Annotated in this window: 22 protein-coding genes; all 22 read right to left on the reverse strand. The window is 64.9% G+C overall.

The window, feature by feature from the left end:
* Nucleotides 1-35: 35 nt before the first annotated feature.
* The gene (locus C0J29_RS34700) at nucleotides 36-377 is read right to left on the reverse strand and encodes a zinc ribbon domain-containing protein (protein ID WP_341870252.1); all 342 of its coding nucleotides are present in this window, start codon (nucleotides 375-377) and stop codon (nucleotides 36-38) included.
* Between the two features lie 158 nt (nucleotides 378-535).
* Nucleotides 536-2,461: a type IV secretory system conjugative DNA transfer family protein gene (locus C0J29_RS31750; protein WP_120795160.1), complete on the reverse strand. Its 1,926-nt coding sequence runs from the start codon at nucleotides 2,459-2,461 to the stop codon at nucleotides 536-538.
* A complete protein-coding gene (locus tag C0J29_RS31755) occupies nucleotides 2,458-3,309 on the reverse strand; it encodes a hypothetical protein (protein WP_120795161.1) in 852 nt (283 codons plus the stop codon). Before C0J29_RS31755 ends, C0J29_RS31750 begins: the two co-directional genes overlap by 4 nt.
* On the reverse strand, nucleotides 3,306-5,240 hold the full coding sequence (locus C0J29_RS31760) for a hypothetical protein (RefSeq protein WP_162951679.1): 1,935 nt from the start codon (nucleotides 5,238-5,240) through the stop codon (nucleotides 3,306-3,308). Before C0J29_RS31760 ends, C0J29_RS31755 begins: the two co-directional genes overlap by 4 nt.
* Nucleotides 5,237-8,098 (reverse strand): ATP-binding protein, encoded by a 2,862-nt coding sequence (locus C0J29_RS31765; protein ID WP_120795163.1) that lies wholly within the window; start codon nucleotides 8,096-8,098, stop codon nucleotides 5,237-5,239. Before C0J29_RS31765 ends, C0J29_RS31760 begins: the two co-directional genes overlap by 4 nt.
* A 7-nt stretch (nucleotides 8,099-8,105) precedes the next feature.
* Nucleotides 8,106-8,366 carry a hypothetical protein gene (locus C0J29_RS31770; protein ID WP_162951680.1) on the reverse strand — a complete coding sequence of 87 codons (261 nt, stop codon included), beginning with the start codon at nucleotides 8,364-8,366 and terminating at the stop codon, nucleotides 8,106-8,108.
* Nucleotides 8,367-8,403: 37 nt separating this feature from the next.
* On the reverse strand, nucleotides 8,404-9,222 hold the full coding sequence (locus C0J29_RS31775) for a hypothetical protein (RefSeq protein WP_120795165.1): 819 nt from the start codon (nucleotides 9,220-9,222) through the stop codon (nucleotides 8,404-8,406).
* A 56-nt stretch (nucleotides 9,223-9,278) separates the two neighbouring features.
* Nucleotides 9,279-9,752: a chymotrypsin family serine protease gene (locus tag C0J29_RS31780; RefSeq protein ID WP_162951681.1), complete on the reverse strand. Its 474-nt coding sequence runs from the start codon at nucleotides 9,750-9,752 to the stop codon at nucleotides 9,279-9,281.
* 335 nt (nucleotides 9,753-10,087) lie between these two features.
* Nucleotides 10,088-10,483, reverse strand: a complete 396-nt coding sequence (locus tag C0J29_RS34250) for an HNH endonuclease family protein (protein WP_242460737.1) — start codon at nucleotides 10,481-10,483, stop codon at nucleotides 10,088-10,090.
* The gene (locus C0J29_RS34255; protein WP_242460744.1) at nucleotides 10,372-10,824 is read right to left on the reverse strand and encodes a hypothetical protein; all 453 of its coding nucleotides are present in this window, start codon (nucleotides 10,822-10,824) and stop codon (nucleotides 10,372-10,374) included. The genes C0J29_RS34250 and C0J29_RS34255 overlap by 112 nt, the downstream gene beginning before the upstream one ends.
* A gap of 211 nt (nucleotides 10,825-11,035) precedes the next feature.
* On the reverse strand, nucleotides 11,036-12,838 hold the full coding sequence (eccA, locus tag C0J29_RS31790) for a type VII secretion AAA-ATPase EccA (protein ID WP_120795167.1): 1,803 nt from the start codon (nucleotides 12,836-12,838) through the stop codon (nucleotides 11,036-11,038).
* 70 nt (nucleotides 12,839-12,908) lie between these two features.
* Nucleotides 12,909-14,576, reverse strand: coding sequence for a type VII secretion protein EccE (gene eccE, locus C0J29_RS31795; protein ID WP_120795168.1), 1,668 nt, complete (start codon nucleotides 14,574-14,576; stop codon nucleotides 12,909-12,911).
* On the reverse strand, nucleotides 14,569-16,263 hold the full coding sequence (locus C0J29_RS31800; protein ID WP_120795169.1) for a S8 family serine peptidase: 1,695 nt from the start codon (nucleotides 16,261-16,263) through the stop codon (nucleotides 14,569-14,571). The genes eccE and C0J29_RS31800 overlap by 8 nt, the downstream gene beginning before the upstream one ends.
* Nucleotides 16,264-16,272: 9 nt before the next feature.
* Nucleotides 16,273-17,748, reverse strand: a complete 1,476-nt coding sequence (eccD, locus tag C0J29_RS31805; RefSeq protein WP_120795170.1) for a type VII secretion integral membrane protein EccD — start codon at nucleotides 17,746-17,748, stop codon at nucleotides 16,273-16,275.
* On the reverse strand, nucleotides 17,748-18,800 hold the full coding sequence (locus C0J29_RS31810) for a MinD/ParA family ATP-binding protein (protein WP_197748264.1): 1,053 nt from the start codon (nucleotides 18,798-18,800) through the stop codon (nucleotides 17,748-17,750). Before C0J29_RS31810 ends, eccD begins: the two co-directional genes overlap by 1 nt.
* Before the next feature lie 71 nt (nucleotides 18,801-18,871).
* Nucleotides 18,872-19,714 (reverse strand): ESX secretion-associated protein EspG, encoded by an 843-nt coding sequence (locus C0J29_RS31815; protein ID WP_162951682.1) that lies wholly within the window; start codon nucleotides 19,712-19,714, stop codon nucleotides 18,872-18,874.
* Nucleotides 19,715-19,721: 7 nt separating this feature from the next.
* On the reverse strand, nucleotides 19,722-20,009 hold the full coding sequence (locus C0J29_RS31820; RefSeq protein WP_162951683.1) for a WXG100 family type VII secretion target: 288 nt from the start codon (nucleotides 20,007-20,009) through the stop codon (nucleotides 19,722-19,724).
* 50 nt (nucleotides 20,010-20,059) lie between these two features.
* Nucleotides 20,060-20,377, reverse strand: a complete 318-nt coding sequence (locus C0J29_RS31825) for a WXG100 family type VII secretion target (protein ID WP_120795173.1) — start codon at nucleotides 20,375-20,377, stop codon at nucleotides 20,060-20,062.
* 85 nt (nucleotides 20,378-20,462) lie between these two features.
* Nucleotides 20,463-21,641, reverse strand: coding sequence for a PPE domain-containing protein (locus C0J29_RS31830; protein ID WP_162951684.1), 1,179 nt, complete (start codon nucleotides 21,639-21,641; stop codon nucleotides 20,463-20,465).
* Nucleotides 21,642-21,654: 13 nt separating this feature from the next.
* Nucleotides 21,655-21,951, reverse strand: a complete 297-nt coding sequence (locus C0J29_RS31835; RefSeq protein WP_120795175.1) for a PE domain-containing protein — start codon at nucleotides 21,949-21,951, stop codon at nucleotides 21,655-21,657.
* Nucleotides 21,952-22,021: 70 nt separating this feature from the next.
* Entirely contained in the window at nucleotides 22,022-22,357 is a 336-nt protein-coding gene (locus C0J29_RS31840) for a histone-like nucleoid-structuring protein Lsr2 (RefSeq protein ID WP_120795176.1), read from the reverse strand.
* Between the two features lie 16 nt (nucleotides 22,358-22,373).
* The gene (gene eccCb, locus C0J29_RS31845) at nucleotides 22,374-25,295 is read right to left on the reverse strand and encodes a type VII secretion protein EccCb (protein WP_208659391.1); all 2,922 of its coding nucleotides are present in this window, start codon (nucleotides 25,293-25,295) and stop codon (nucleotides 22,374-22,376) included.
* Nucleotides 25,296-25,316 lie beyond the last annotated feature (21 nt).

The raw sequence follows: 25,316 nt of genomic DNA on the forward strand, positions 1-25,316 counted from the left end.
GCTCCCCGCCATGAATGGCGGGGATTCCCGTGCGACTACGCCGCTGTTGGGGTGCTTCCTGCTTCGTCGCCCCGCGCCTCCCGAGTGGTGGGAGGACTTACCGAGGCTCCACCGGCGTTTCGTCTCTCTGCCCGCCCGGCAGCGAGAATGGTCTTGGCGGCGTTGTGGTCGCGGTCGTGGACCACTCGGCACTTCGGGCACGTCCACGACCGAATCTGCAGTGGCAGTTCGTCGAGTCGGTGCCCACTGGTCGCGAAATACTGTGTTGTCGTTGTGATTTTCCTATTTCGAGAGATCAGCGCTCGAAGTCGGCAGCGCCACCACGGTGCCACCTGTTTCGTTGGCGTAGCTGGCCGCGTCACCGCGTCGAACCTCATCGGCGGTGAAAGCCCGAACTGCTGATGGGTGCGCTGGCACGCTGACCAGTGCGGTGATCTGCCTCAACGACGCGGGTGGCCGGTTCGGCGGTATTCGCATTGCTCGGGGCGCTGGGGTCGATGCCATTCAGTCCCACCTGTTTGGCGGCTGTGAGGGTCTAGTCATCCAGGTCGGCGATCAGGGTAAGACGCGGGTCCGCGACCTGCGCGTGGTGGGTGTCGGGGTTGTTGTCGACGTCGAGGGTGGCGGGGTTAAGTTCACCGAATGTGTTGTATTTCAGGAATGCTGGCGGGTTGTAGTGCGGGGACAGCGGGTCCAGATCGGGTCGGTCTTCAGCGAAGTGCCATCGTGAGGTGACGACGTCTTCCCAGGATGCGGTTTCGGGATCGGGGATCTCGAACACGATGCGGCGGTGCAGGTTGGTGGGTGGGATGAGTTTCGCAAGGATTTCGAGCTGCTCGCGGGTGGTTGCCTTGGCTGGGTCTGGGACGTAGTAGCCCTGTATCGCTTCGGGTTTACCGTCGATGGTTTTGATGATTCCGCGCCCGGCTATCGGCGGCGCCGAAGGTCCTGTGTTGTAGTCACCCCAGTAGGCCTGTGACTGGGCGCCGCTCATGTCGCCCCACTGCGACTTCTTGTCGGAGTTGAAGACGATGTTCTGCGAGATGCGTTTGCTGTCGGGCTTCTGTGTTCCGGTTTCCATGTGGATTCTGAACTGCCGGATCATCTGCGGAAGCCGCTCCAAGATGGTGATGGCGGGGCATGTGTTCGGCAGGTCTTTGTCTTTGCCTTTGTAGATGTCCCACACTTCTGTTTGCATACGGGTGACCAGGTCGGCGTATTCGTCGACGATGAACAACACCGGCGTGTTGTTGTCGACGGGGAATTCACCGGATCGGCCGCCGTCTTGTCGCCGTGACAGCATCTCGGCGACGTAGAAAATGGTACGCACCGCGGTGTACATGTCGTTGGCGACGATCTGCACACCGGGCCAGTCGCGGAAGCCGACGTAGGAGTCGGAGAACTTGCCGTCGACGATGATGATGATGAATCCGCAGGCGGCGGCGTCGATGATTTCGTTGTGCAGGTAGGTCGTTTTTCCTTTGCCGGTGGACCCAGTGGTTAACGCGTTGGGTTCTTTGATGGGTGCACGGGTGCAGATTCGTCCGTCGGGGTGCACGCCGAGTTCGAAGACGGCGTTGGGGTATTGGGCCGCGGCTGCTTCCCGGCTGTCGATGAAGCGTTTCGGGGGTGGTTTGTGGATGATGGCCCGGAATGCGGAGCGGCGCACGGTCATTGTTGGGAGGCCGGCAACGTCCCATGTGACCACCCACGATCCGTCGGCGATGGGGATGCGGGTGCGGACCTGCCGTTCGATACTCATCTGACGCCCGGGGGTGGCGACGTCGTAGGCACGTGCTTTGGAGCTGCGCGCGGTGAAGGCGACGATCTGGCCGGCGTCGTCCCATTCGTCGATCTGGATTTTCGCGTCCGGCCCGAGTGCGCGCTGTTCTTGCAGCACCGATTTCAGGTACTTCAGCGCGGGTGGATCCTGGGACTGCTGCTTGGGCCGGAAGGTGATCGTGGTCTCCCCGAGTGTGGTCTTCCATTTCTTCTTTGCTGGCCCGGTGAGGGTTTCGGCGACGATTTCTTTGCATCGTTCGGCGATCTTGGTGGGTAACACTGATCGCGGGACAGCGATTTCGACCTTGATGATTTCCGAGGGTTTGGCACTGTCGGGGTGGTCGTAGTCGAGGCGCATGGCCCGCCCGCTCCAGGGGTCGCCGAGTACCGGTCGCAGCCGGTTCTCCAACAGTTGGGCAGTCTTTCGCCGCGGGTAAATGACGAGGGCGTAGCGGCGGGCTCGCCGGTAGGACAGGTAGCCGGGGATGCATGCTGCCCCGGCGCCCAGCAGAGGGAGTTCTTTGAGAAGCACTGGGGTGAGCAGCAGAGTCGCCAGGGCGGCGGGCAGCACGTATTTGAGGGTGGGCCGCGGCGGTGCGTGGTGTTTGATGACGGTGCCCAGGGAGGTGGCCAGTGTTGCCGCGCATCCGATAGTGGCGAGCACGGCTACCGCGCTCACGGTGCGACCTCTGCGGGCTCGGGTCCAATGATGGTGCTGTTGGCGGGGATTGGGGCGGCGGCCAGGATGCCGTCGGCGGTCGTGGCGGCCATCAGAGGGGTGGGGGCTAAGGACAGTACGAGTGCGCAGCGAGCGGGCCCATTGACGGTGTAGTCGTAGCACGTGAGGTCACCGGGCCGCGGTGCGGCCTGGGGGGCGGTGCGGGTGAGTTGTTCGAAGAGAGTTCTCTTGGCGTCGAGGTGAGGGGTAGGAGAGGTCCACTGCCACAACACTTCCGGCGAGATGCGGGTGCCGAGTTGTTTGATCACCTCGGCGACGATGGGCGGCTGCTGGCTCGATGCCGTGTCGGGCGGGGTCGTGTGTGTGATCGGGGTCGCGGAGTGCGGCGGGTTGGCGACATGCACGTCGACGCGGTGTAGGACGGTTGCGCAGGCTGATTCGTACAGCGAGACCGACTGCGGGAACGCGGGTGCTGGGTCGTTGCTGCGGGGTACGGGCCAGGGCGTGTCGATTTGGGCGCCCTCGGGCAGCGGGGTTGCCGCTGGGTTGGCGGCCCAGGCCGATACTTGGGCGGCGGGCAGGTCCCGCCAGTTGATGACAGTGTTCAGCGTTGCCACGAACTGGTAGGCGTCCTGACCGGTGAGCCCGGCGGGGGCTAGCGCTTGGGTCTGGGCGTCTTGCAGCGTCGCCACGGTTGCGGTGGCCTCGGGCGGCTGGCCCAACATGGCTGCACAGATGCGCTGCCCGGTGTGGGTCATGGTCGCGGTCGCAGGCGCGACCATGACGACAACGATCAGCACGAGCGCGGCTAGGCTGGCCGCCACGCCAGCGCTGAGGAGTGCTTTCATTTCTTGCCCTGGCCGCGGAAGTAGCCGCGCGCCACCTGGCGGGCGCTCTCTGCGTCACCCCCAGTGCGCCGTGCCGCAGCACCGCTGTGATGGTCTGCAGGTCGTGACGGTCTGACTGTTCGTGGTGTTGCCGACGCCGCGGTGCTAGGGCGCCGGATTGCGCTACCGGCCGGTTGCGGGTTGCCTGAGTCGCCGGAGCTGGCCGCGGCCATTGCTGCGCTGGGCGGGTTCGCGGCGCCGGCCGGCACCCCCGGTTGTCCTGCGCGGCGTGCGGCAGCAGCCGGAGGAGGCCCGTATCGTGCGCCACGCTGGGCGCGGTAGTGGCTGGCTGCCGCCCGTGCGTAATGCGCGGTCGTGACGTTCTGTGTGATCACATTGGGCGGCGCGGCCACCGCCGGTGCGGCGGCGGACGACGCGGCGGCAGGGGACGGTGGGCCGGCGGTCTGCTTAGCGACCGCCGGTGCGGTGTTGGCGCCGTTCAGCGAGCCGAGGCTGGCTGCCTGGGTGGCCACGCCCGGGCCCGTGCCGCGCGCACGCTGCGCGGCCGCACGCACCTTGGAGGCCACGGCCGTGGGCGCGGCGAGCTCGGGCACCGCCGCGGCGGCGGCAGCCTTTCGGCCTTGACGCAGGGTATAGCGTGCGGCCGTGGCCAGCGCCAATGTGCGGCCGCCGGAGATCTGGTTGCGGATCAAGGGGCTGCCGCCGCCGGCAGCGGTGCCGGTGACGGCGGCGGTCGCACTGTCGCGTAGTCGACGGTTCCACGACTGCGATGCGCGTTTGACGCCGATGAGGGCGCCGACGATCATGATGATCATCAGCAGCATGCCTTGCCGCGAGGATGGCACGACTTGCGCCAGGATTTTCGCGATGTCAGCACCCACATAGATCGCGAGCAGGCCGGCGAAGAAGGTGAGGGCAGCCACGGGGGCGTCGACTGCGTTGCGCACCAGGAACCGTTGTCCCGTCTCGGTTCCGACGCCGATGAGCCCGATCTTGATCATTCCGGCGTGGATAAGAGCGGCGACCGAAACGCCGATGAGTTTGAGCACGATGCGTACCAGCACCCATCCCAGCAGAACCCCGAATACGGTAGTCAGTCCCGAGTCGACCAGGCTGTCCTGCGGGTGCATCGCGGCGTCGTGCATGGCTTGACCCGTGCTGCCACCCGGGCAGCTCAGCGGGGCGTCTTTGATTTCGTCGGGTTTGTGCGCGCGGATGGCTGCTGTCCATGCCGCACCACAGTTCAGCGAGTCCATGTCTTGACCGCCGAAGGTCCACCGCTGCACCGGTTTTCGCACCCACTCATCGATCAGAACCCCGGTCGGGTTCTGTTGGGCGGTTTGGGCATTGGCGCCGGCGACGGCTTGGCCGGTCGCGGTGGCGGCCTGGGCGCCGATCCCGAGCATTTTCGCGGCTTCGGCGACTGGGAAGGTGATCGAGGCGCCCACGATCACGCACACCAGGGTCATCGCGATGTGGTGCCAGGCTCGGTTGCCCTTGTTGCGCAGCACATATACCGCGGTGGTGAGCATCAGCAGTCCGCTGATCATCATGGTGATGAACGGGACGCCCAGTTGTGTGTAGAGCCGGTTGGATATCGCGTCGATGGTGTGCACGAGCGGCGAGAGCCAGTCGGTTCGGGGCAGCAAGTTCAGCGTGGTGAACCCGATCCACACTGCCACCATGAACACACAGAACATCACGTAGGACAATGCCGCGGGAATGCTGACGTCAGGCGTGAGCACCGACCCGAGGAAGCCAGCGCCGTTGTTGAAGGACAAGCGGTACTCGGTGATGGGCACACCGGAGGTGTCGCGCGGATCCAGGTCGTCGAGTACCCCCGCCGCGGACACCGGTGCCGCGCACACCGCGGTGGCAGTCAGCGCCGCGATCATTGCGGTAATCCGGGCGATCCGGCCGCGGGTGCTCATGCGGCCTCCCCTATGGATCGCGCCTTGCGCGCACCCATCTGGGGCGTGGTGTTGAGGGCCTCGAGGATCCTCGGGTCGCTGGGGCGCATGATCTGGATCTCGGCGACCTGGCGGCGTTGCTTTTCATCACGCACCGGTGAGCCTTGGTCGTTGTCTGCGTCGTCGTTGATCATCGACATGTAGAACCGCCCGTCTTTAGCCGCCATCAAATCCGCGATCCGCTCATCGGTGATCGGCATGGCGTCAAACCAGGCCAGGTTGGATCGGGCCAGGGCCTTGTCTTCGGCGCGGCCGATGAATTTGGTGGTGACCAGTTGGAATGCGTCATGTGCGAGGTCCTGGGCGGCGTGGTGGGTCATGAAGACCACGACGAGGAAGTGTTTGCGTCCGTCGCGGACGTCGACTTCCAGGATCTCCATCCCGATCGGGTTGCGGGTGATCGTCCAGGCTTCGTCGACGAAGATATAGGCGGGCCCGCGCTCACCGCGACGCAATTTGCTGGCCCGGAACGCGCTCTTGAGGAATACCGATCCCAGCGTGTAAATCGCTGGAGCGTAGCGCTCTTCGGGCGTGAGCTTGTCGTAGAGGTGCTTGTTGAGCACTTTGTCCATCGTCGGCAGGGACAGCCCATGGGTGCGGAACACGGTGCCCCGGGCAGTCAGCGTCAGCGCGGGCAGTTGTTCGTCGAAGAGTGCGGCGGCAAACGGGCGATGCCGCCAGACGCGGATTTTGCGCCCCACCATGACTGCGGCAGGGTCTGACTGGCTCGCCAGGAGATAGCGCGCCAGGGCCATCAGGGACGTCAGCCCGCGCGCGTGAAGCTCCGAGGGATCCAATGCCTCTGCCAGCGCCAGCTTTTGGGTGTCGTCGAGGCCTTCGAGTAGATCGATGAGCACGTTATAGGTGTAGCGGCAGGCGGTTTGGGGTTCGTCGGCCCAAACCTTGAGCGGGTCGAGTGATCCCGGCGGGGAGGTGATATCGATAATTTGCACATCGTCGAGAACCTCACCCAGTTTGGCCCACTCGCCGATACCGTGGGGATGTTTATCGTCGGTGATGTCTGATCGGTCGAAAGCGCCCCACGGATCCCCACGTAGGTGCGCGAAGATGGCCAGCATCTTGCCCAGGGTCGATTTTCCACCGCCTACCGAGGCGACAATGGCCAACGTGGCGGCTCGGCCGGCCAGGATCAGCTTCTCGGCGGCAAAGCGGACCAGTTCGCCCAAACCAGAGGTGAGGTTACGGCCGATGACCGGTCCGTCAGCGTGGCCGATGGAGGCGGTGGTGAAGGGCACCAGTTCCGCGAATTCCGATACCGTGGTTTCTGCGGCGTGGTGCTCCATCGCCGGTGACCGCGGGGCACCCGGTTGCAGCGCCGACCAGAGTTCCTCTTGAGCTCCCGGCTGCGGTGGGTCGGGGATGATTCCCATCCGGGACAACACATCTCGCACCGCGTTGGCGATGCGTTTGACTTCGGCGGCCGAAGCCGCGGCGATGGAGATGAACAGAGTGAACGTCACCGCCGCAGCGGCTGGATCTTTCAGCTGGTTGTTGTAGATGGCCAGCAGCTCGTTTTCTCGGTCGTAGGGGTCGCCGCCTTGTTGCCAAAACGGTGCGATCTCGTCGGTGTTGTCATCGATGGTGCCTTGGTTCTTGCGGTTGTCCTCCAGCGCGTGCTCGCGGGTTTTCGGGGTGCACCTGATGGCCCAGTTGATGGGCTCCCCCATGTGACAGAGCACCGACAGAAAATCGGTCTCCCCCGGAAAGTCCAGCGCATCAGGCAGTTTCACGGTCAATACCGACTGGTATGACGGCGCCGCGTCGTCGACGGTGATCTTGACGACCGGCAGCAGCTCGCGCCGGCGAAAGAACTTGCGGCGCTGCCCGAACATGCTGTCGCTGTGCGCTCCGTCCTCGACAGTGATGGTGGGCAGAGTTTCTGGCAGTGCCGGTGATCTGGTGGAGACCATTTGAACGCCGCTGGTGCATTGGGCATACCAGGTCCAGTACATCTGACTTGCGCTAGCTGGTGTCAGCTGCCAGCTGAACGGCAGGTCTGCGATGATCTCGTCGCGGCGTCGCGCGGCGGTTGCGGCGTTGTCGCCGACGTAGATCGCCAGGATGTGGTTGATCCGGTGCGGCCAGTGTCCGGGTCCTTTGTCGGCGGTTTCGGCGTGGAGCGCATCGATCTGGTCACACACGATCAGTGAATACAGCGGCAGCTGTTCGGCGTCGGCGTCGGTGCGGGTGAATGCCCGATCGAAGAGCTCGTTTCGGCCGATCGGTTCTTTGACTTGGGCGATGTAGGCTCCGTGACGCAGCAGCTTGCTCAGCAACGCTTGATGTTCAGCGAGGACACCGTTGTGCTGGCTGTCGTCGACCAGCCCCATCTCCAGGGGGTTGCCAATGCGGTATTCCGCCCAGTACTGGCCGGTGGCGGTGACGCGGATGTTGTCGTCGATCACGTCGATGGTGCTCAGTCCCCTGTGCGCGCCGGTGGGGGCATTGGCGGGGTGGAATGGGTTGGGACCGTCGATCAGCGAGCTGCGCGCGAAATGCATGTCGATGTGCGAGCCGATCCAGTGCGCCACGTTGAAGCCCTCCGGCGATCGCCGGAAGCGGCCGATCAGGTAGAGCGCACCGCCGAGGACCACCGCCGCTGCGACCACGCCGACGACGGCGCCGGCTAGTCGCGCCGCGGCGAAACCCGCCGCACACAATGCCACCCCGATGGCGGCAGCCAGCGCCGCAATCGGGAGATCACGCTTGTACTCATAAGGGCCGCCCCACAACGGGTTTCCGCCACTCGTGGTACCGATGATCTTCTTGACACGCCTGATCGGTGTGTAGATGTGCACGGTAGGCTTAGGAGAAGTGCTGGAAAATGTAGGTCAGCACGGTGTTGATCCACCGCCCGAACATCATGTAGCCGCCGCTGCTCATCAGGACCGCCGAACCGGCCCAGTGCGACGCCAGGCCTTTCCACCCTTTGATGTTGAGTTCGTCGTTGGGGTTCTTGTTGCTGGTGCCCGCCAGCGAGCCAGCGCCTTTGGCGGCCAGCATGGCGCCGGCGCCGAACAGCACGAATCCCAGAAGAAGAACTATCGGTGTTTTCGCTGAATCCATTTCTGCTCCATTCTTGATGATGTCACTTTCATATGTTCTATTCGTCCGCGGGGGCGGCGGTAACGTCAGAAACCACCCACCGTCCGCCGACAGCAGCCAGCGTCAAGGTGTAGGACAGTTTCGTCACTGTTGTTTTCTGTACTGAAATGACCGCATTGACGGTTACGGACTTTTCAATTTTTTCCGTGTCGCGTGATGCGCTGACCGATTCGAGTGTGGTCTTGCTGTAGGGCGGTGTGGTAAATGCTGCAATAGATTGGTCGGCAACACGACTCAAATCCCCTTTTCCGGTGAGCCATGCAGCGAAGAAGTCTGACACGGTGGTGTATGCGGGCGAGCCGGGGTCCACTCTGGTCAGTTCGTGACCCTGCTCGTTGTTCTGATCCGGTGCTGCGGTCGGCGTGAGGGGGATCCGTCCGGGCAGACCCTCGACGCGGTAGATGCCCTCGGCGGTGATCACCACTTGTTGTTGCCAACCCTGCGCACCGCTGCCGGTCAGCACGTCCGCGCTCACGGTCCATACCCGTGTCTTGTCGGTGCGGGTGGCTTGCAGCTTGGGTGTTCGCCCGATCACGGCCAGAACCCGTTCAGCGGGGAACGGGAAGCCGCCTTGCCCGCGCGAGGTGGCGACCAGGGCACCATAGAGGGCGACGGCGGCCGCGGGATCGACCGGGGAGGCGGTGACGTATGCGGTGATTGCCTTCTGTCCGAACCCCGCGACCGCGTCACGCTCTGTGGTGTCGGGAGTCGACGCGTCCCCCGACTGAGTGCAGGACAGCAGCACCGCAAGCAGGATCAGCGGCCAGGCCAGCAGCCACGCGTACCTGTTGTGCTGGTTCAGCAACTCCGATTTCATGATTTGTGAGCGCCACATGCCGTTACATCCACCACGAGAGTTGGCGCTGCAGCTGCTCAGGCATAGCCGTACCGCCCGCCCTGGAACGCGCGTAGTGCGGCGTTGACGTCGACACAGAAGCCCATGTCGGCGATCTCCGCGTCGTGCCCGTGCCACAAACCGACGATCGCGACCTCGTGTCCGCCGGTTCGCACAAAGCAGGGTCCGCCAGAGTCGCCGGCGGCACTCCTGGCCGCGACGGCGATGGTGGCCCCATCCGAAGAGATGGTCGTCCCGCACGACGTGGCGCCCGACCCCACACCGTAGTGACACATCTCCTGACCGAAAGTCACCACGCCGCGTGCATTCGCCTCGTAGTTGGTGGAACGAATATTCTGTGACCAGGCCACGTCACCAAAGTCGATGAGCTGCCAATCCTGACGCAGACTGAATTCCGGGGACACCCCGACAGAGAAACCCGCTATCCCCGCGTCGCGATCGGTGATCTGGGCATCCACCGACGGCTGGCAGTGACCAGCGGTCAGCCCCATCGTGGACCCCGACCTCCGGAACACATATCCCAACGTGCACCTGTTCCCCCCCTCGATAATGGTGTCGCCGGGGCGAATGGGGATGGTCGCCCGGGCGACCCCCTGAACCAGGGTCGCCGAGCACAATGCCAGCACGGTGAAAACTACACCTAGACAAGCAAATTTACTCACAACAAATAATTATAATTGCTATCGATTGAGCGCAATAGTCACGCGAATTTTCCACCGCTAAATAACAAATGTGGTCGTGCGAATAGATCCCGTACGTGCAAAGTGACCATCGGGCTGACGTGGACACGGTTCCTGCCCAACCGGGGGTCGAGGCCTAGGTGGTGTCAATCACGGCAGGCCGTGACTGCCGCGGCACGATCCTTTACGGTCATTCTCAGGCGGTACTTCACAACAACGGTCAGATATCGAATCACATAGGAGCACTTGTTTATTCGGGGAAGCCATTCAGACAAGGTGGAGTCACCCTTACTGCTGTTAGCCGAACTCGAGACCGCTACCAGTTCGGTCATATCGTTAGCGAAGATGCGGCGCTGCAAGGGATCCCACTGCGCGGCACCGGCATTCCAGGCGGCTTTCAAAGGTACGACGTGATCGGCTGCCACGCGCGTCAGGTCGACGGCTTGACCGGTGTAGGGGTCTGGATCCAGACGCCCCGCGACGACCTTGCAGTCACGGGTTCCCGGCTTGAATCTGATTTGTTGTAATGATTGGCGTAACAACCGATTACGGGTTTCCTCAGGATTTTGGCGTGTCGCATCCGCTTCGGTCCGAAGGGTCGTTCCACGCTGTAACCGAAGACACAACCCATGCCTTTGCCGCACCCTCGCTGGTATCCGGCCACCTCCGGGATCTCGTCGACGATGCTCGCTTGCGCCAAGAGGTCACGTACGCCGCCTCCGGCGGCGGCGGCGCCTGCCGGCGGCACCGACGGCCCGACGCCGCCGCCCATCTGCAGGTCGCCGGGTGTCACGAAGGCCATCACTGCGACCACGATGACTGAGGCTGTCGCGGCCAAGGTCATGCAGCGGACTCGGGTTAGCGCGGTTGATGTGGCGGCCATAAGCACGCACTCCTTACTGCTGCCGCGCGGGCACACGGGTGCTGAGGTTTGGCGATGGCGGTATCGATCTCGCGGCGGATGTCTTCAACGCGCGTCGTCTTGTCGGCGAATCCTTGACCAGACAATGATAAGTCGGGCTTGTTCTCGCCACTATTCACTGAATAGTAGCGGTTCCGTTCGGCGGCAGAAATATTTCACTGCATTGCACGATTTATATCGTGTTCCCGAATTCGGCGCGGTTGAGGTCGATGTGGAATTCGTCGCAGACCTTGGCGATCGCGGGAACGATGTCGGCGACGGTGACGGTGCGCAGGTCGTCGTCGGTGAGGCTGTCGGGCGCGGTGACAGCCTGCACGGAGAGCCTTGGTTCGCGGTAGCCCTCGGCCTTCTCGATGACGTTGCGGGCGAATCTTCCGTTCTGGACTATATCGATTCCGCTTTTCATGATTCCGTCTTTGTCACGCCCTCGGTATTGCTGCAATTGGGCGCAGCACTGAAGAAATGCTTCGCGGGCCTGGATCGATAGCGACGTGTCGCGGGAGCGGCCGTAGACGTCGCCAATTTCCACCAACTCTGAGGGCTGGTAGGAGGTGAACCGCAGCCGGCCGTTGAATCGGGACGCCAACCCAGGATTGACTTTCAGGAATTCATCGACACGGTCCTCGTAGCCGGCGCCCATGAAGCAGAAATCGAAACGATGTTTCTCCAGGTCGATGAGAAGCTGGTTCACGGCTTCCATCCCGATCATGTCCGGGGTTCCGTCTTGGTGCTTCTCGATGATCGAGTACACCTCGTCCATGAAGATGATGCGGCCCAACGACTCTTGGATGAGGGCGGTGGTTTTGGGTCCGGACGCGCCGATGTGTTCGTGGCAGAAATCGGCGCGCCGGACTTCGCGGATCTCGGGGTCTCTGACGACGCCGAGGCCGGCGTAGATCTTGCCCAGCGCCACCGCAGTGGTGGTCTTGCCGGTGCCCGGTGGCCCGACAAGCAGGATGTGGTTGGTCTGTCCGGCGACCTGCAGTCCACGTTTGAGCCGCAGCGCGCGCACCGGTATTTGCTCTTCGAGGCGCCGCACCGTGTCCTTGACTTCCTGCAAACCGATTTGGTCGGCCAGTTCACGTTTGCCCTCGGCGAGCAACTCGGCCCGTCGCGCCGCGAGCTCGTCGTCGCTGCGCTGCCCGCGGCGGCGCTGGGTGGTGGCGTCCCAGTAATCGGTGCGGGTGGCGATCTCGGCTTCGTCGACGATCTGCAACTGCAGGGCAGGGTCGCGCAGGGCGGCCTTGGCCACGTCGATGAGTTGGCCGTTGATGGATGCCTTGCCGAAATGGTCTGCTGCGGCGGCGGTATCGCCGAGTTGGCGGTACACCATTCCTCGGGTGTAGGCGAGGTCGGCGTGCAGGGTGGGGTCTTGGGTGTGGACTTTGTCGGCCCATTGCAGAGCTACATGGGGTTGTCCCATGGAGGCTGCGGCCATGGCGGCCAGCGTGCAGGTTGCCGCGGTGATGTCGTGGAGGATGACGGCGCGTTCGGGGAGCTCGGCGGCTGCTTCGGTGATCACATCGGGCCAGCGCTGGGTGGCGTGCATGAGGTAGGTGCGTGCGTACTGGCGCCAGTGATATCCGACCGGATCCGCTACCAATTGTGGGTCCTCGAGCAACGCGGCAGCGGCGTCGTATTGTGCGGCGCTGATCAGCGCTGAAACCAGGGCGATCCCGATGTGGGTGCGGTTGGTGGCGGTGATGACCAGGTAGGGGCCCACGGCGATGTTGGCTTGCAGGTTGATCGCGTTGAGTTTGGCTTCGCGGCCGAGGCGGCTTCCCTGGTCATAGGTGGCGCGCAGGGTGTCCAGGGTGTCGTCACCGGCGATGATCCTGCCCAGCCAGGCGTCGGCCATTGAGGGATCGGTGTCGGTCGCGGCGGTGAACTTTGTCAGCGCCTCGGGGTGTCGCCGGCGCTGGTGCAGATCCAGCGCCTCCTTGAACAGTTGTCGGGCCGCGACCCAGTTCGTCACCGTCGTGCCGCCGAGATGCCGGTGTTGTCGCGGGATTCTGAACGCAAAACTTGTTGCACGACAGCAGATCTCATTTCGGTTCGGCTGCCAGTGCAGGCGCCCAGGACAGGTCGCTGGGTTGGCTTGGCGCTCTGGCGAAGGCAGGTTCGGTGTCGAGGTAGGGGTTTTCTACGGCAAAGAATTCCATGTCGACGCGCCACGACCGGGGTGGACAGGCCAGGGCCGGGTCGCTGTGCAGGTCGGGGTCCACGACGGTGATGGTGAGTCGCCGCGAACTGTCGGGCTGGACGATCCGCACGTGCGCGTCGGCGCCGCCTCCGGTGAGAGTGATGATCGTTGCTGGAGCCGGGGTGGGCATGATCGTGGTGTCCATCACGCTGATGGTGGTCCCGGCGGCCGGTTTGGCCTCACCGGTGATGATCAGTCCCGGCATCGCCATCGCCTGCCAACGACTGGGGTCGGTGGTATGGACGGTCACGCGTTCGCCCGCCGCGGCAGCCCGCAGCAGCAGCCGCTTGTAGACCGCGGCGTCGGCATCAATGTTGATCCGCAGATGCGTCGCCGGATCGGTGAACGGCATGATCAGGCGCTGCCCATCGGGCAGCGAGCCGATCAGCACACCGGAGTTGCCGATGGGCAGTGCAAGGCGCGGCGGTCCGGCCGCCACCGCCGCGGGCGCTCCGACCAGTTCGGTGGGCAGCGCCCGGTTGGCTGCCACGGCAGCAGCCTGTTCTCCGGGCATCGAGGTCAGCACCACACTCGGTGGTGGAGTGACGATTTGGGGTTGGCGCAGCGTCACGGTCGCCGTGCACCGGCCATCGGGGAACAGGGTGATGTTCTGGGTCACCGCGTCATAGCGGCGCTCCCACACCACGCCCAGGTCGGCGTCGTTGATGTGCTGGGGAGGATAGTAGAAACTCGACAGCCACCCGCGTTCTGCGCGCACCCCCAGCCAGTGGCGTCTGCTGCTTTCCAGACTGGCCGCACCCCCAAGCTTGTCGTCCAGGCTCAGCATGTCGGTCTCGCTGGCCACTTCGGCACGAATCCCGTTGGTGCGCAACACATTGACTGCCCGTTGGGCTGCGGCCACCGCCACCTCGTCCAGTTTACGGCGCACGCGCAGCGCATCCAGGTTGTCCATCGCGGTGTCGATGCGCAAGATCAGCCACGCCTCACGCTGACCCGCATAGGGCGGAGGTCCGATGAAAGTGTCGCAGATGCGGGCGAAGTCGCCTTCGGCGCGCATGCGGGCACCGTGGATGATGACACTCACCGAGGCCAGCCGTAGTCCCAGCTGCTGATGCAACAGCACGGCCAGGTCCTCGGTGCGCAGTACGTTGTCGGTCTGCGACGTCGCCGCACCAGTGAGCCGGGTGGGCGCAAGGTACTTGCCGAGCAGCCGTACCGTCGCCACGGCAACACCATCCTGGTAGCGCACACCCGCGGGTTGCCGGTCGTTGATTGCGGTGACCGGCGCGGCCGGCTCCCAGCGTCGCCGCCGGTGCGAGCGGTACACCTGCAGCCACCGGTAAACGCTGCGCCTGCCGGCGCCGAGGGGAACCACGTAGGCCGCGACCACGATTGCTCCGCAGACACCGCCCCACACCGGTCCCAACACTCCCCACATCACGGTGACCGCCACCGTCAACGCGGCGACGAGTCCACCGGTCAGGGGCGGCTGGCGGCTGATGTAGCGGGGCAGGCCTCGACCCGGTCGGCTCCGTGCGTGCTCAGCCACGACTACGCCTGCGACGGGCCGCGCCGACGCCGGCGACCAGCAGGGCGGCTGCCGCGACTGCTCCGACCGCGCTGAGCGCGATGGTGCGGGCACGATGGTCTGGTGGCGGTGGCGGTGGGGCCGCGGCCAGGATCCGCGACTGTGCGGCGGGGGCAAGCCGGTCACCGAGCGGAATGTCGAAGGTCAACGCGGCCACCGGGTCGACCAGACCGTACCCGACCACGTTGTCGACTCCCCCGGCCGGATTATGGGCTGTGCGCAGAATCCGGTTGATGATCTGGTGGGCACTCAGTTGCGGGAACCGCGCACGCACCAGTGCCGCGACACCGGAGACATAGGCCGCCGAAAAGCTGCTTCCCCACAACGCCGTGGGGGGATTGTCGTTAATCTTGGGCAGCGCGTTGACGGGTTTGGCGTTCTGGGGTGACAGGCCGGTGACCCCGATCCCCGGACCGGCCACACCGACCCAGGGGCCGGCCAGGCTCTTGACTTTGCCATCCGGGACGCCGTCTGAACCCACCGCTCCCACCGACAGCACGTAGTCGCTGAACCAGCTGGGCAGTGAGACGTCGGCCACCTGCGCCCAGTTACGCGGGTCCGATGGGTTCAGCGGGTCCGATCCCGGATTCTGCTTGGTGCAATTGTCTTCCCCGTCGTTACCGGCTGCGGCGACGATGACGGCGTCTTTGACGGTCGCCGCCCACCAGATCGCGGCACCCAGTTTGCCTTGGCGGCCCACGGCGTCGGGGGCCACGCATGCCGTCACGCTGACGTTGATGATTTTCGCTCCTAGGGCGGCGGCATGCACGATCGCGTCGGCCAGGGTGTCGGCGGTGCCGGCTTTGGCCGCACTGCCCGGTTGGGGGTGTTGGGGTTCGAATGCTCGTGAGGACTGCCGGATGGCGATGATTGTCGCGTCCGGAGCTACCCCGGCCACCCCGTTGGGCGCGTTGGGTGGCGGTGGCGGCCCCGGACTCGGCGGCGGACTCGGGGTCGGGGCGGGATCCTGCGGCAACGGGCCTCCCCAGGAGGGGACCATCTCGTCGGGCGGAGGCGGCGGCGGGGGCGGCGGCGGCGGCACGATCACCGTGACGGTTTGCGGCGGAGGCGGCGGGGGCGGGGCGGCCGGGCCGGGCGTGGCCAGCGGCGGCGGCGCTCCCGCCGACACCGCCGGGATACCGGGCGCGGGGTAGGCGGGTGCTGGCGGCATCGGCCGCGGCGGATTGGGCCACTGGGGGCGCGCGCCGATGATCGAGGCGACCACGGTGCCGTGCGCGTCGCAGTCAGACAGCCCGTCGCCACCCATCACGTAGTCGCCGCCGGGCACCACGCTGAGCTGCGCGGAGGGCACGACTCCGGTGTCGATGACCGCGACCGGCACCCCATGACCGGTCGAGAACGCCCAGGCTTTGTCGATGCCGAGCATTTCAAATGCCGGCGCCGGCGCCATCACGTCGGGTTGGGGAAGGGTCACCAGGTCCAGGCATGCCGCGGACTGGCGCATCGGCTCGGCAGGGCCCGGCGGCGCATCAGGGGGCGCCAGGCCCGGGTCGTAGAAGGGTCGTTCGACTGCGCCGGCGGGAGCGGTCCCCACCACCGCCATCAGCGCCACCGTCACCGTGCACGCGGTGACCGCTCGTGCCACATGCCGTTTCCTCACGGCGAGTTTCCTTTCTTGACCGCGCATCGGTATCAGTCAGCGCCATCGAATCCATGCCAGCAGACCCGACAGCCACGCCATCGTCGGCACGGTGAACACGATCGCCAGGATCTCCAGCCACTCCACGAACAGCCGCACCGGCGGGTGGTACCGGGCCTGGGGGACGATCACCGCGGCGGCCAGCCCGCACAGCCCGAAGATGAGCACAGCGCCGATCGCGACCGCGAACGCGGCCACATTTGTGGGCTGATAATGCGCGACGTACTTGACGGCGCCGGCCAGCACGGCGGCGACCGCGCCCAGTACCAGCGGCACAGCCTGTCGCCAGGCGACGAAAGCTCTGCCTCGGCTGATGAAGATGATCACGAACAGCACACACACCACAGCGGCTGCCCACGCCTTGTCGCGGCCTGGCGCCAAGGTGGCCCACACCGCGGCCGGCAGCAGAGCGGCCATGCCCGCGCAGATCCCGGCCAGCACGGCGTGGACGCGCAGCGCCGCAGTGGCCAGTTGCGGCCCGGTTGGCACCGGATCGGCCTTGATGTCATCCACCGGCATCACCGTGTCCAGCGGCATCCCTTTCACGGTGGCGAAAATATCCTCGCCGGTCACCTTCCCGAAGTACGGTGGCCGAATCCCGCAGACACGCAACGCTATTCGCTCGGCATAGAACATGCTTAACAGCAGTGCGGCCAGGGTGATCATCCCCAGCCACTGCCCGGGAACAGGCCGCCACATCCGGGCTCCGACACTGAGCGCACCGATCCCGGCCATCGTGATCACGGCGGCGCTGACCCCGATGTGACGGTGGGTCCAGCCGCCGATGGCGGCCGCGGCCACCACCGCGGTCACCCCGCCCAGCATCAGCTGGGAGGCTCCCAGCCGCCCTGGGGCCGCCATGTAGGCGGCCACCGAGATCAAGCCCGCGCCTTGCCAGGCCAACGCATCGATGATGAGGTGCCGGCGGGGCCACCACCGGGCGGTCAGCACGGCCATGATCACCAGCAGCGACCCCACCGCGGCGGTGATGCCCGCGGGCACCACGTTGTCGGTGAAGGTCCGTATCCGCAGACTCAGCGCGGCGATGACCACGGTGACCGCCGCAAGGATCACCACCGCAACACGTTCTGCCACCTGCTCGCTGACTTGCCCGATGAGACGCTGCCCGACACGGGCCAGTCCTGTGGAGAGCTGTTCGTATTGCGGGGCATAGGAATCGCCGTCGCCGGCGGGCACCAGCACCAGGGTCTGTCCGTTGGTGATGGCCAGCTCGGCCAGGGTGCGGGCGAGGTCGAGCTGCACGCCGTCGACGCGGGCCAGCCGGTAGTCGTCGGCGGGCAATGGTTCGGCGCCGCGCTCGGCCAGCTCGGCGTTGATGCTGTCGCGAATGTCGTCGATGAACTTGATGATCGGGACGCCGGCGGCCAACACCTGGGACACGACGTGGGCACCTTCGGTGTTGTCGACGATCACCGCCACCTCGCACAGCGCGGGAAATGCCGCGGTGGCCACTAGCGTCCCGTCCGCGGCGCGCGGCTGCGGTCGGCTTCATGCACATACAAGTCGGCCAGCAGCGCCGCGATCTGGTGCAGCCGCAGCCGCGTGTCCTTGTCCAGCTCGTTGCGGACGTCGATGATGCCGCCGCGGGCCAAGAACCGGTCGAAAGGCATGTCCTCGACCACGGCGTCGAGCTTCTCGAACCGCTCCCGCAGCACGGCGCGCGCCTCGCCGTTGGGCTGCCCGCTGCGGTCGTTGAGGATGATCATCAACCGTGACACCAGACGGTGATATCCGGCGGCTTTGAGCCAGTCCACGGTGCGCTCCACGGGCACCGCGGCGTCGGCGGTCAACCCCGACACCAGCACCAGCATGTGTGCGTTGTTGAGCACCGCAGGCATCACCGGATGTTCGGGATCATCGCCGCAATCGACGAGCAGGATCTCATGGCCGCTGCGGGTCAGCAGGTCCATCACCGCATCAAACATCGGGGCCGTCACAGTGCGCGGCGATGTGGAGCCTCGGTGGCCGGCGAGCACCTCGAGCCCGGTGGGCTTGTGATAGCCCAGGTATTGGCGCACGTCGGAATACCCCTGCACGTCGCTCTCCTTGAGTAGCGCCACAATGTCGCCCGGGGGGTTCTCGGCGATCCTGGCCGCCAGCGGACCGAACCCGGGTGCGGCGTCGATCGCCAGCACCGGGGCGGTGCGATGCAGCTTGAACGTCTGACCCAGCGCCGCGGTCAGCGTCGTCTTACCCGCGCTGGCCCCGGACATGACGGCAATGACATAGCGGTGCCGGATGGGGCGCTGGATACGTTCGATGAGTCCATCCATGTCCCTTTCCGGGCGCGACTTGCCCAGATTCAGCGTCGAGAATGAGGACTTGTAGACCGCTTTGCGCCACCCCACCGTGGGTGGGGCCTTCCACGGCCGTTCGAGTTCGGGAATGCGGATAACCGAGGACGCCTCAGGCGAGTGGTGCCGTCCCCCGCGAGCGTCGTCGGAATTATCGGCAGAAGACGTTTCCGACGGCTGCGGCCGCGGATCAGAATATGAACCTGTCACATATCCGAGACTAACAGAAGAAAATCCACGCTGCTTACATTACATCAATGCCTGAAATGCATTAACTGCATTTATCCATATAAATTCTGAATGCGATACCAGTCATTCCCCGAGGGAAGAGAAGACAATAATTCAACAATTGCGGTGTTGATGTGGTGGGTGGCGCCGGGGGCCAGGACGGACCACCGCTGCCCCTGACGCCGCAGATTCTTCACCATGACCCGCCCGCACTCGGTGTCGCCCACGGTCACCACGTGGTCAGTGACCACCGGCGCCGCTTGCGTGGACTGCAAGCCCACCACCGAACACTGCGCGCTGCGGCCCGCGTTGGCCAGCGCCAGGCCCGCTCGCATCTGATCAGCGCTGGCGCCCTCCTCGCGCAGCACCCGTTCCAACCCCTCGGGCGCCGAGGTCAACGCCAGCAACCGCTCCGTGGCCACCGTCATCGGCTCGAAGGATGCGATCTTGTTGACGCCGCATACCGCCTCGATTTCTCTGGCGATCAAGACGGCTGCCGCTTCCCGGCTCGTCGCAGTGCCCATCGGCCGGATCAGCACCGTGTCGTCACCAAAACGCGCCAACGACACCCACCACTGCCCGAACCGCGACAGTGCCACGCGTTGCGGCAGAACGTCGGCGTCGGGGTGGTGAATGAGCATCATCACCGCCACCTCGCGCCGCGAAATCACCGTCAGCGCCTCAACAATGGGCCGATCGACTGTGGGGCCACCACCCCCCAGGGTGACGGCCCCACAATTGACGAGTTCGCTGACAGCGGGATGGCGCATCGCCATCGCTGGCCGTTCCAACTCTGCGCGCGGCAGGTGCGGGCGCAGGCCCAGCTCGGGGCACAGCGCTTCAATGCCGGTGAAGACCTGCAGCGCCCACAGCCCGTCAAGGGTGGTCGCCAGCACGCTGGACCTAGCTGAACATGGACTGGCCGGCCAAGTCGGTGGCGATCGCCCCGTCCAAGGCCCGCTGCACGGCTTGCCCCAGTCGGTGCAGCCCGTCAGCGAGTTCGGCCAGTCCCTGCTCCGACATCACCTGGCGATCGAAGTAGGTCTGTGCGCCGGCACCACTGAATTCGGGATCCAGGCGGCCGCGCTGCTGGGTGAACTGGCTGCGCACATCCTGCAGTTGGGCCGAAGCGGCGATGACGTCGCTGCCTAACTGGGCTACGGCGGCGTGGTTGTAAGCGATTCTGCTCACGAGGTTTGTCCTTTCTAGGATGAACGAAATGTTCGGATCGACGGGGACGGCTACACCGAGGTCGGTGCGCCGAATGCGCCGGTGATGTTGCCGGCCGAGTCGGCTTCGTTGTGCTCGTGCGCGCTGGCAAGCTTGCCCAGTCCTTCGGCGATGACGGTCTGGTTGGCCGAGAACTTCTTCAGGCCGTTGGCGATTTCAGCGATCGAGTTTTGCGCGGCGACGCGTGCCGGCCCGTCCCAGCTGCCGACAATGTCGCCGGCGTGCCGCACCACACCGGCCGCAAGCCCCTGAACGTGTTCGACATTGCCCATTGCGATGCCCTGCTCACTGCGCAGCTGCTGCGGCGTCAGCTTAATTGTTCCACTCATGGAATACCATGCCCTTTCACGACGGTAGTTATAACTCCCTGGCGACCATTCACCCAGCGGAATTCTATAGAATTATACTGCGATGTCAGGTGGTAGCACTATTCACCGGCGGGTGTAAACGCATCGCTTTCGCCCCATCGCCTTTTGCTGGCCCCTTTCCCCCGGCACCGGAGTGCAACATTCCCCCCATCGGGGCTCCCACGCCGCCGGGCCCCACCGGCGCCGAGGCGACCCCGCCGGCACCCGGTTTGGCGTAGCTGGCTGCGCCGCCTTCGGAGAAACTTCCCGCCGGGCGCGTGTAGGAACTCACCGGGTAGCTGCTCAGCGCTCCCGTTCCACCCAAAGACGATCCGCCGCCCATCGCTGCGGCCCCGCCGCGCGCGGCAGCGCCCGCCAGCGGCTCGGCGCCACCGGTGGCCAGCGCGGCGGGCTCGACCCCGCCTCCCGCCCCGCCCATGCTGAACATGCCCAGCATCGACTGCAGCGGTGAGGTCGCCGATTGCAGCGACTGCACAGGCGAGCTCAAGGACTGCATCGGCAGCTGAGCCGCCGACATGACCGGCTCCATCAGCGATTGCGCCGAACCCAGCGAGCCGCCTCCGCTGCCCATCTGATCGGTGATCTGCATCCCGGCGGCAGTCGATTCGCGCATACTGTCGCCGATCGCCCCATCGGCGGTGGCCTGCGCAACCTGTGCCGCAGCCGCAACCGGGGCGCCAGGTGAGGCCGACAGCGGGCCCACCGGCGGCGGCAGCTGCAGCATCGGTATCGCGGTCAGCAGAAACGTCTCGAACAAGATTCCCTGACTGGCGTTCTCGGTCCAGTACGGCCCGTAATAGGTGCCGTCGAGCCGCACGATGTCCGGAGTCAACGCCCCCCACACCAGCGGATTGATCGCCACATCTTTGGCGCATTCCACCCTGTTCTCGGTACACAGCACATCCGGGATCATCGCTGTCACCGCGGCCCGAAAAGCCATGGCCGCCGCTTCGGTGATCGGCACCGTCGACTCGGCCCAGCCCGACAGCGCCTCCAGAACCCCGTTCATCGTGGTCGCCGACAACGCCGAAGCGCCCCCGCCCGCCCCCACCCACGACACCCCGGTCACCGCAGTATTGACCTGCGAAACCTCCGCATGCACAACCGATTCCACGGTTTGGGCCTGCCACGCCGCACCCGCGGCCACAGTGGTGGCCTCACCCGCTCCGCGCGCCAGCAGCAGATAATTGGCCTCCGGTGGAGTGGCAGCCCAAGGCGAGGTCACCGCACACGATCCTCTACAGCGCGGCCATCGCCGCGCGGATCGCCTCGGTCGCCGCAATCGTGTCGGCGTTGAGCGACTGCACCGAGGAGAACAGCTCGCGATTGGCCGCATGCATCCCGTGGGCCGCCAAGAACGTCGCACCCCGCGCGTTGAGTGCTGCCGCGAATGCCACCGACGCAGGATCGTTACCCATCGGCAGCGCACCCAGCAGCATCGGCGCCTTGGCCGCCGCACCGGCCGCCATCGCCGACGCGATCCCCGATTCGGTGGCCGCAGACGCCCCGATCACTTCCGTCGTTGCCTCAAACATCACGCCGCCTCTCCCTGTTAAGCGCTTCGCTGAATCGAAATTATACCCACGTCAACACGGCCCGCAGTGGTCATTCGCCGGCACCGACCGCAGCGTTGTACTCCTTGATCACCTTCGCTGGAATCCGTCCGCGCGCAGCCACGGCATGCCCGTGCCCGCGAGCCCATTGACGGATGGCCACCCCTTCCTCGGTGGGCATCCGCGGCCGACCCTGCCCCCCGCGCCCCCCTTTGACGCGCCGCGCCCGCGATGCCCACTGCCCAATATCCGCACGCAGCTGGGTCGCGTGCTCGACGTTCAGATCGATCTCATAGCTGCATCCGTCGACCGCAAAATTGACGGTTTCCCGCGCTTCTGACGTGCCATCATAATCATCGACCAACATCACCGACACGTGTTTCGCCATAGGCATGCCTCCTTACCTAATCCTCAATCCAATGATCATTACCCAACCCCACCAGAATTCCTTCGCGCTGATCTTCGATCAACAGAATGCCGCGCCCTGGAGGCAGTGCCTGCGCACGCACCCGGCCGACGATCTTGCAGGTTTCACCGTCGTTATCCATAAAGAGCATAGGCGCTCGCGAGTTCCGCATCGCAAGAACGAACTTATCCATCGCGGAAATCGTTTCCCAGGTGCCAGGATGGCGCGCAGCGAAAACGTGGAAACCGATTTCAGCGGCCCGCGACATGGGCGCCAGGATCGGCTTGAGTCCCGGCTCCCCACCGTAGGGACCACTCTCGGCGATCGCGTGCGCGTCGTTGACAATCAACAACTGGCGCGGTCCCTGAAAGCCGCGTTGAGCCAGCTCGCGCAGCGCAGCCTGAGAAAGCCCTCCTTCGGGCAGCCGCGCGTTCAGCATGGCACTCAGTTCTGTGAGCGTTTCGGCGATGTCGGTTTGCTCGTAGGCGTATTTCACCACATGCGGCCCGTCGATGCGCCCGGTCAAACTGGCTTTCGGGTCGATGATGGTGATCTGCACCTCGCTCGGGGCAAACCGGGCCATCACCGCCCTGCCCAGCGACACCAGCAGTTCGTCCTTGCCGCACCCTTTACGCCCTACCGCAAGGAAGTTCGGTGAGGACTGCAGGTCCAGGCTGATCGGCTGCAGCGCGGTCTCTCCGATCGCAAAGGGCACAATCCTGCCGGGCGGGGCTGCCTCCACGATGGAACGCAGCTCGATCTTGGCCGGTAGCCGCCGAAGACCGAAGTGTTTGCTGATGCCCGCGACGTCTTGTACCACGGTTGCCGCCGCGGCGGCATCGATGCGCCGCCCGGTCACCGGATCGCTGATCTCGGGAACACCGACCAACAGTTCGCGTCCCGGCATCTTAGAGCTGGGGCGTTTCGTGCATCCGAACAGCGGCCGATCCAGTGACGCCGTCCGTTCAGCGGCCTCGCGTTCCATCTCGGTGTTGCGCCACTCACTGAGCTTGAGCTCCACACGAGCATTCGCCACCGTCTTGAGGGCGTTGGATTGCCCGTAAATCCAGTCATTTTGACTGACCATCACATGAATACCGTAGCTGCGCCCGACATCGGCCATTTTCACCACCCGCAACGCGATGTCGGAGTGTTCATCTTGAAACGCGGTGAAGTTGTCGATGACGAGGAACAAATCACCGAACCGGTCGGCTTCGTCAAGGGGTCCGCTGGCTCCGAAGAACTTTCGGGCGCGGAATTCTTCCACACTGATTTTGAATTGTTTGAAAGCAGCCACACGCGCGGCATAAATGCCCTCCAGAGTGGCTATGACCCGGCTAATTCCTTCGGCATCGGCGCGGCCCACGACACCGGAGACATGCGGCCAATCCTCCAACTTAAACATGGCGCCGTCACCGATGCAGTAGAACGTCACCCGCTCGGGGCGATAGAGCAGACAGCCCGACGTGATCAAGGTCATCAACGTGGTCGTCTTGCCCATTCCAGCCGTGGCCACCACCATCACGTTGTCCCGTTCAACGTCGAGGACGTGGACTTCCTGTCTGTGGTCAAACGGGATGTCGACCATTCCGACCATCAACGGCAGTCCGGGTTGATCACCGCGGTCGCCGTAATCGACGAACCACGGTTTGCCACGCCACCGCAGAACCAGCTCGTCGACGGCCTCGGGCACCTCCAGCGGCTCCAGCCAGATCGGCGGCGGAACCTCGGGGTGTGCAGCGATCAACGCTTCACGCACGATATCCAGGACACGCTTAGGCTGCCCGGTCGCCGCATCGACGATGAACTCATCAGGGATGTCCTCGGTATCGCTGGCCAACATCTCATCGAGGCCCTCGACCCGCTGATACGTCGCCGTGAGCGGGCGGGGCTTCTCAAACTCCACGTCGATGGTGCTGCGCTGTCGCTCAGGCTTGGGGATTACAAACGGCGCCGACAGGTAAAAGCAGCGAAACGCCACCAAATCGCGCTCACCGACTTTCAACAGCGCATGGCCTGCCTCGTTCTCCGGCAGGCGGGCGGCGGCATCGGACTGGATCCAGTCCCGAGAACTGCTCGGACTCTCCGCTCGCAGCGCGATGCGATAGCCGATGTTGTCGACGATTTTCTGCAGCGGCGTCATGTCCAGCCGCTGCCCACCCAGCACGAAGAACATGTTCGCGCCGCGGCCCTTCTCGCCGATCTCCATGATGAGTTCTTGCCATCGCGGATGTAGCCGGAACAGTGTCAGGTACTCATCGACGATGATCCACAGCACCGGCATCGGCGGCAGATCGTCGATCCCCTGTGCGATACGGTTGCGGCGCACTTGCTCGTACACGTCGACATCACGGGCACCTACCGAGGTCTGCAACGCATAACGCCGCTCCATCTCCCCGGTGAGTGTCATGCGCATCCGCTCGGCCAGGTGCCGCTTGTCATCGCCCAGATTCGACAACGCGGCCGGCACGTGCGGCACGCCCTGCAGATCCTGGGCCGCCGACTGGAATTTCATGTCGATGAACACGACGTTGGCCACCACGGGCGAATGCGTCAAAAACAGGCTGTAGCAGGCGGACAGAAATGTTTCCGACTTCCCCGACCCTGTCGTGCCCGGCATCAGGCCGTGAAATCCGAAACCCCCGGTGTCTTTGGACCGCACGACCAGATGCTGCAACTCCCCGTTGCGCCGCAACCCAACCGGAAACATCATCCATTTCGGGTCGGCCTGCGAACGCCGCTGCGCCCACAGCGCCTCCAGATTCAACTGGCGCGGGTCGTGAATCCCCAAGGCCCGCAACAAGCTAGAGCCGGCGCTGTCAGTCGACGCGTCCTGCCCGCTATCGGGCATCCAGTGCGCCAGCGACCGCGCGATCCGTTCAGCCTCCTCGCTGCTGAGCTGATCAGCCTCCTCGGCCAACACCGACCCGTTATGCCACAC

The organism is Mycobacterium paragordonae, assembly GCF_003614435.1.
GTDB classification, from domain to species: domain Bacteria; phylum Actinomycetota; class Actinomycetes; order Mycobacteriales; family Mycobacteriaceae; genus Mycobacterium; species Mycobacterium paragordonae.

What these genes read in the sequence shown, in the direction of transcription:
- C0J29_RS31835 (WP_120795175.1), bottom strand. Translation starts at nt 21,951, where the DNA reads ATGTTTGAGGCAACGACGGAAGTGATCGGGGCGTCTGCGGCCACCGAA.
- C0J29_RS31800 (WP_120795169.1), bottom strand. Translation starts at nt 16,263, where the DNA reads ATGCGCGGTCAAGAAAGGAAACTCGCCGTGAGGAAACGGCATGTGGCA.
- C0J29_RS31775 (WP_120795165.1), bottom strand. Translation starts at nt 9,222, where the DNA reads ATGAAATCGGAGTTGCTGAACCAGCACAACAGGTACGCGTGGCTGCTG.
- C0J29_RS31755 (WP_120795161.1), bottom strand. Translation starts at nt 3,309, where the DNA reads ATGAAAGCACTCCTCAGCGCTGGCGTGGCGGCCAGCCTAGCCGCGCTC.
- C0J29_RS34700 (WP_341870252.1), bottom strand. Translation starts at nt 377, where the DNA reads ATGAGGTTCGACGCGGTGACGCGGCCAGCTACGCCAACGAAACAGGTG.
- C0J29_RS31780 (WP_162951681.1), bottom strand. Translation starts at nt 9,752, where the DNA reads ATGGGGCTGACCGCTGGTCACTGCCAGCCGTCGGTGGATGCCCAGATC.
- C0J29_RS31770 (WP_162951680.1), bottom strand. Translation starts at nt 8,366, where the DNA reads ATGGATTCAGCGAAAACACCGATAGTTCTTCTTCTGGGATTCGTGCTG.
- C0J29_RS31825 (WP_120795173.1), bottom strand. Translation starts at nt 20,377, where the DNA reads ATGAGTGGAACAATTAAGCTGACGCCGCAGCAGCTGCGCAGTGAGCAG.
- C0J29_RS31760 (WP_162951679.1), bottom strand. Translation starts at nt 5,240, where the DNA reads ATGAGCACCCGCGGCCGGATCGCCCGGATTACCGCAATGATCGCGGCG.
- C0J29_RS31840 (WP_120795176.1), bottom strand. Translation starts at nt 22,357, where the DNA reads ATGGCGAAACACGTGTCGGTGATGTTGGTCGATGATTATGATGGCACG.
- C0J29_RS34255 (WP_242460744.1), bottom strand. Translation starts at nt 10,824, where the DNA reads ATGGCCGCCACATCAACCGCGCTAACCCGAGTCCGCTGCATGACCTTG.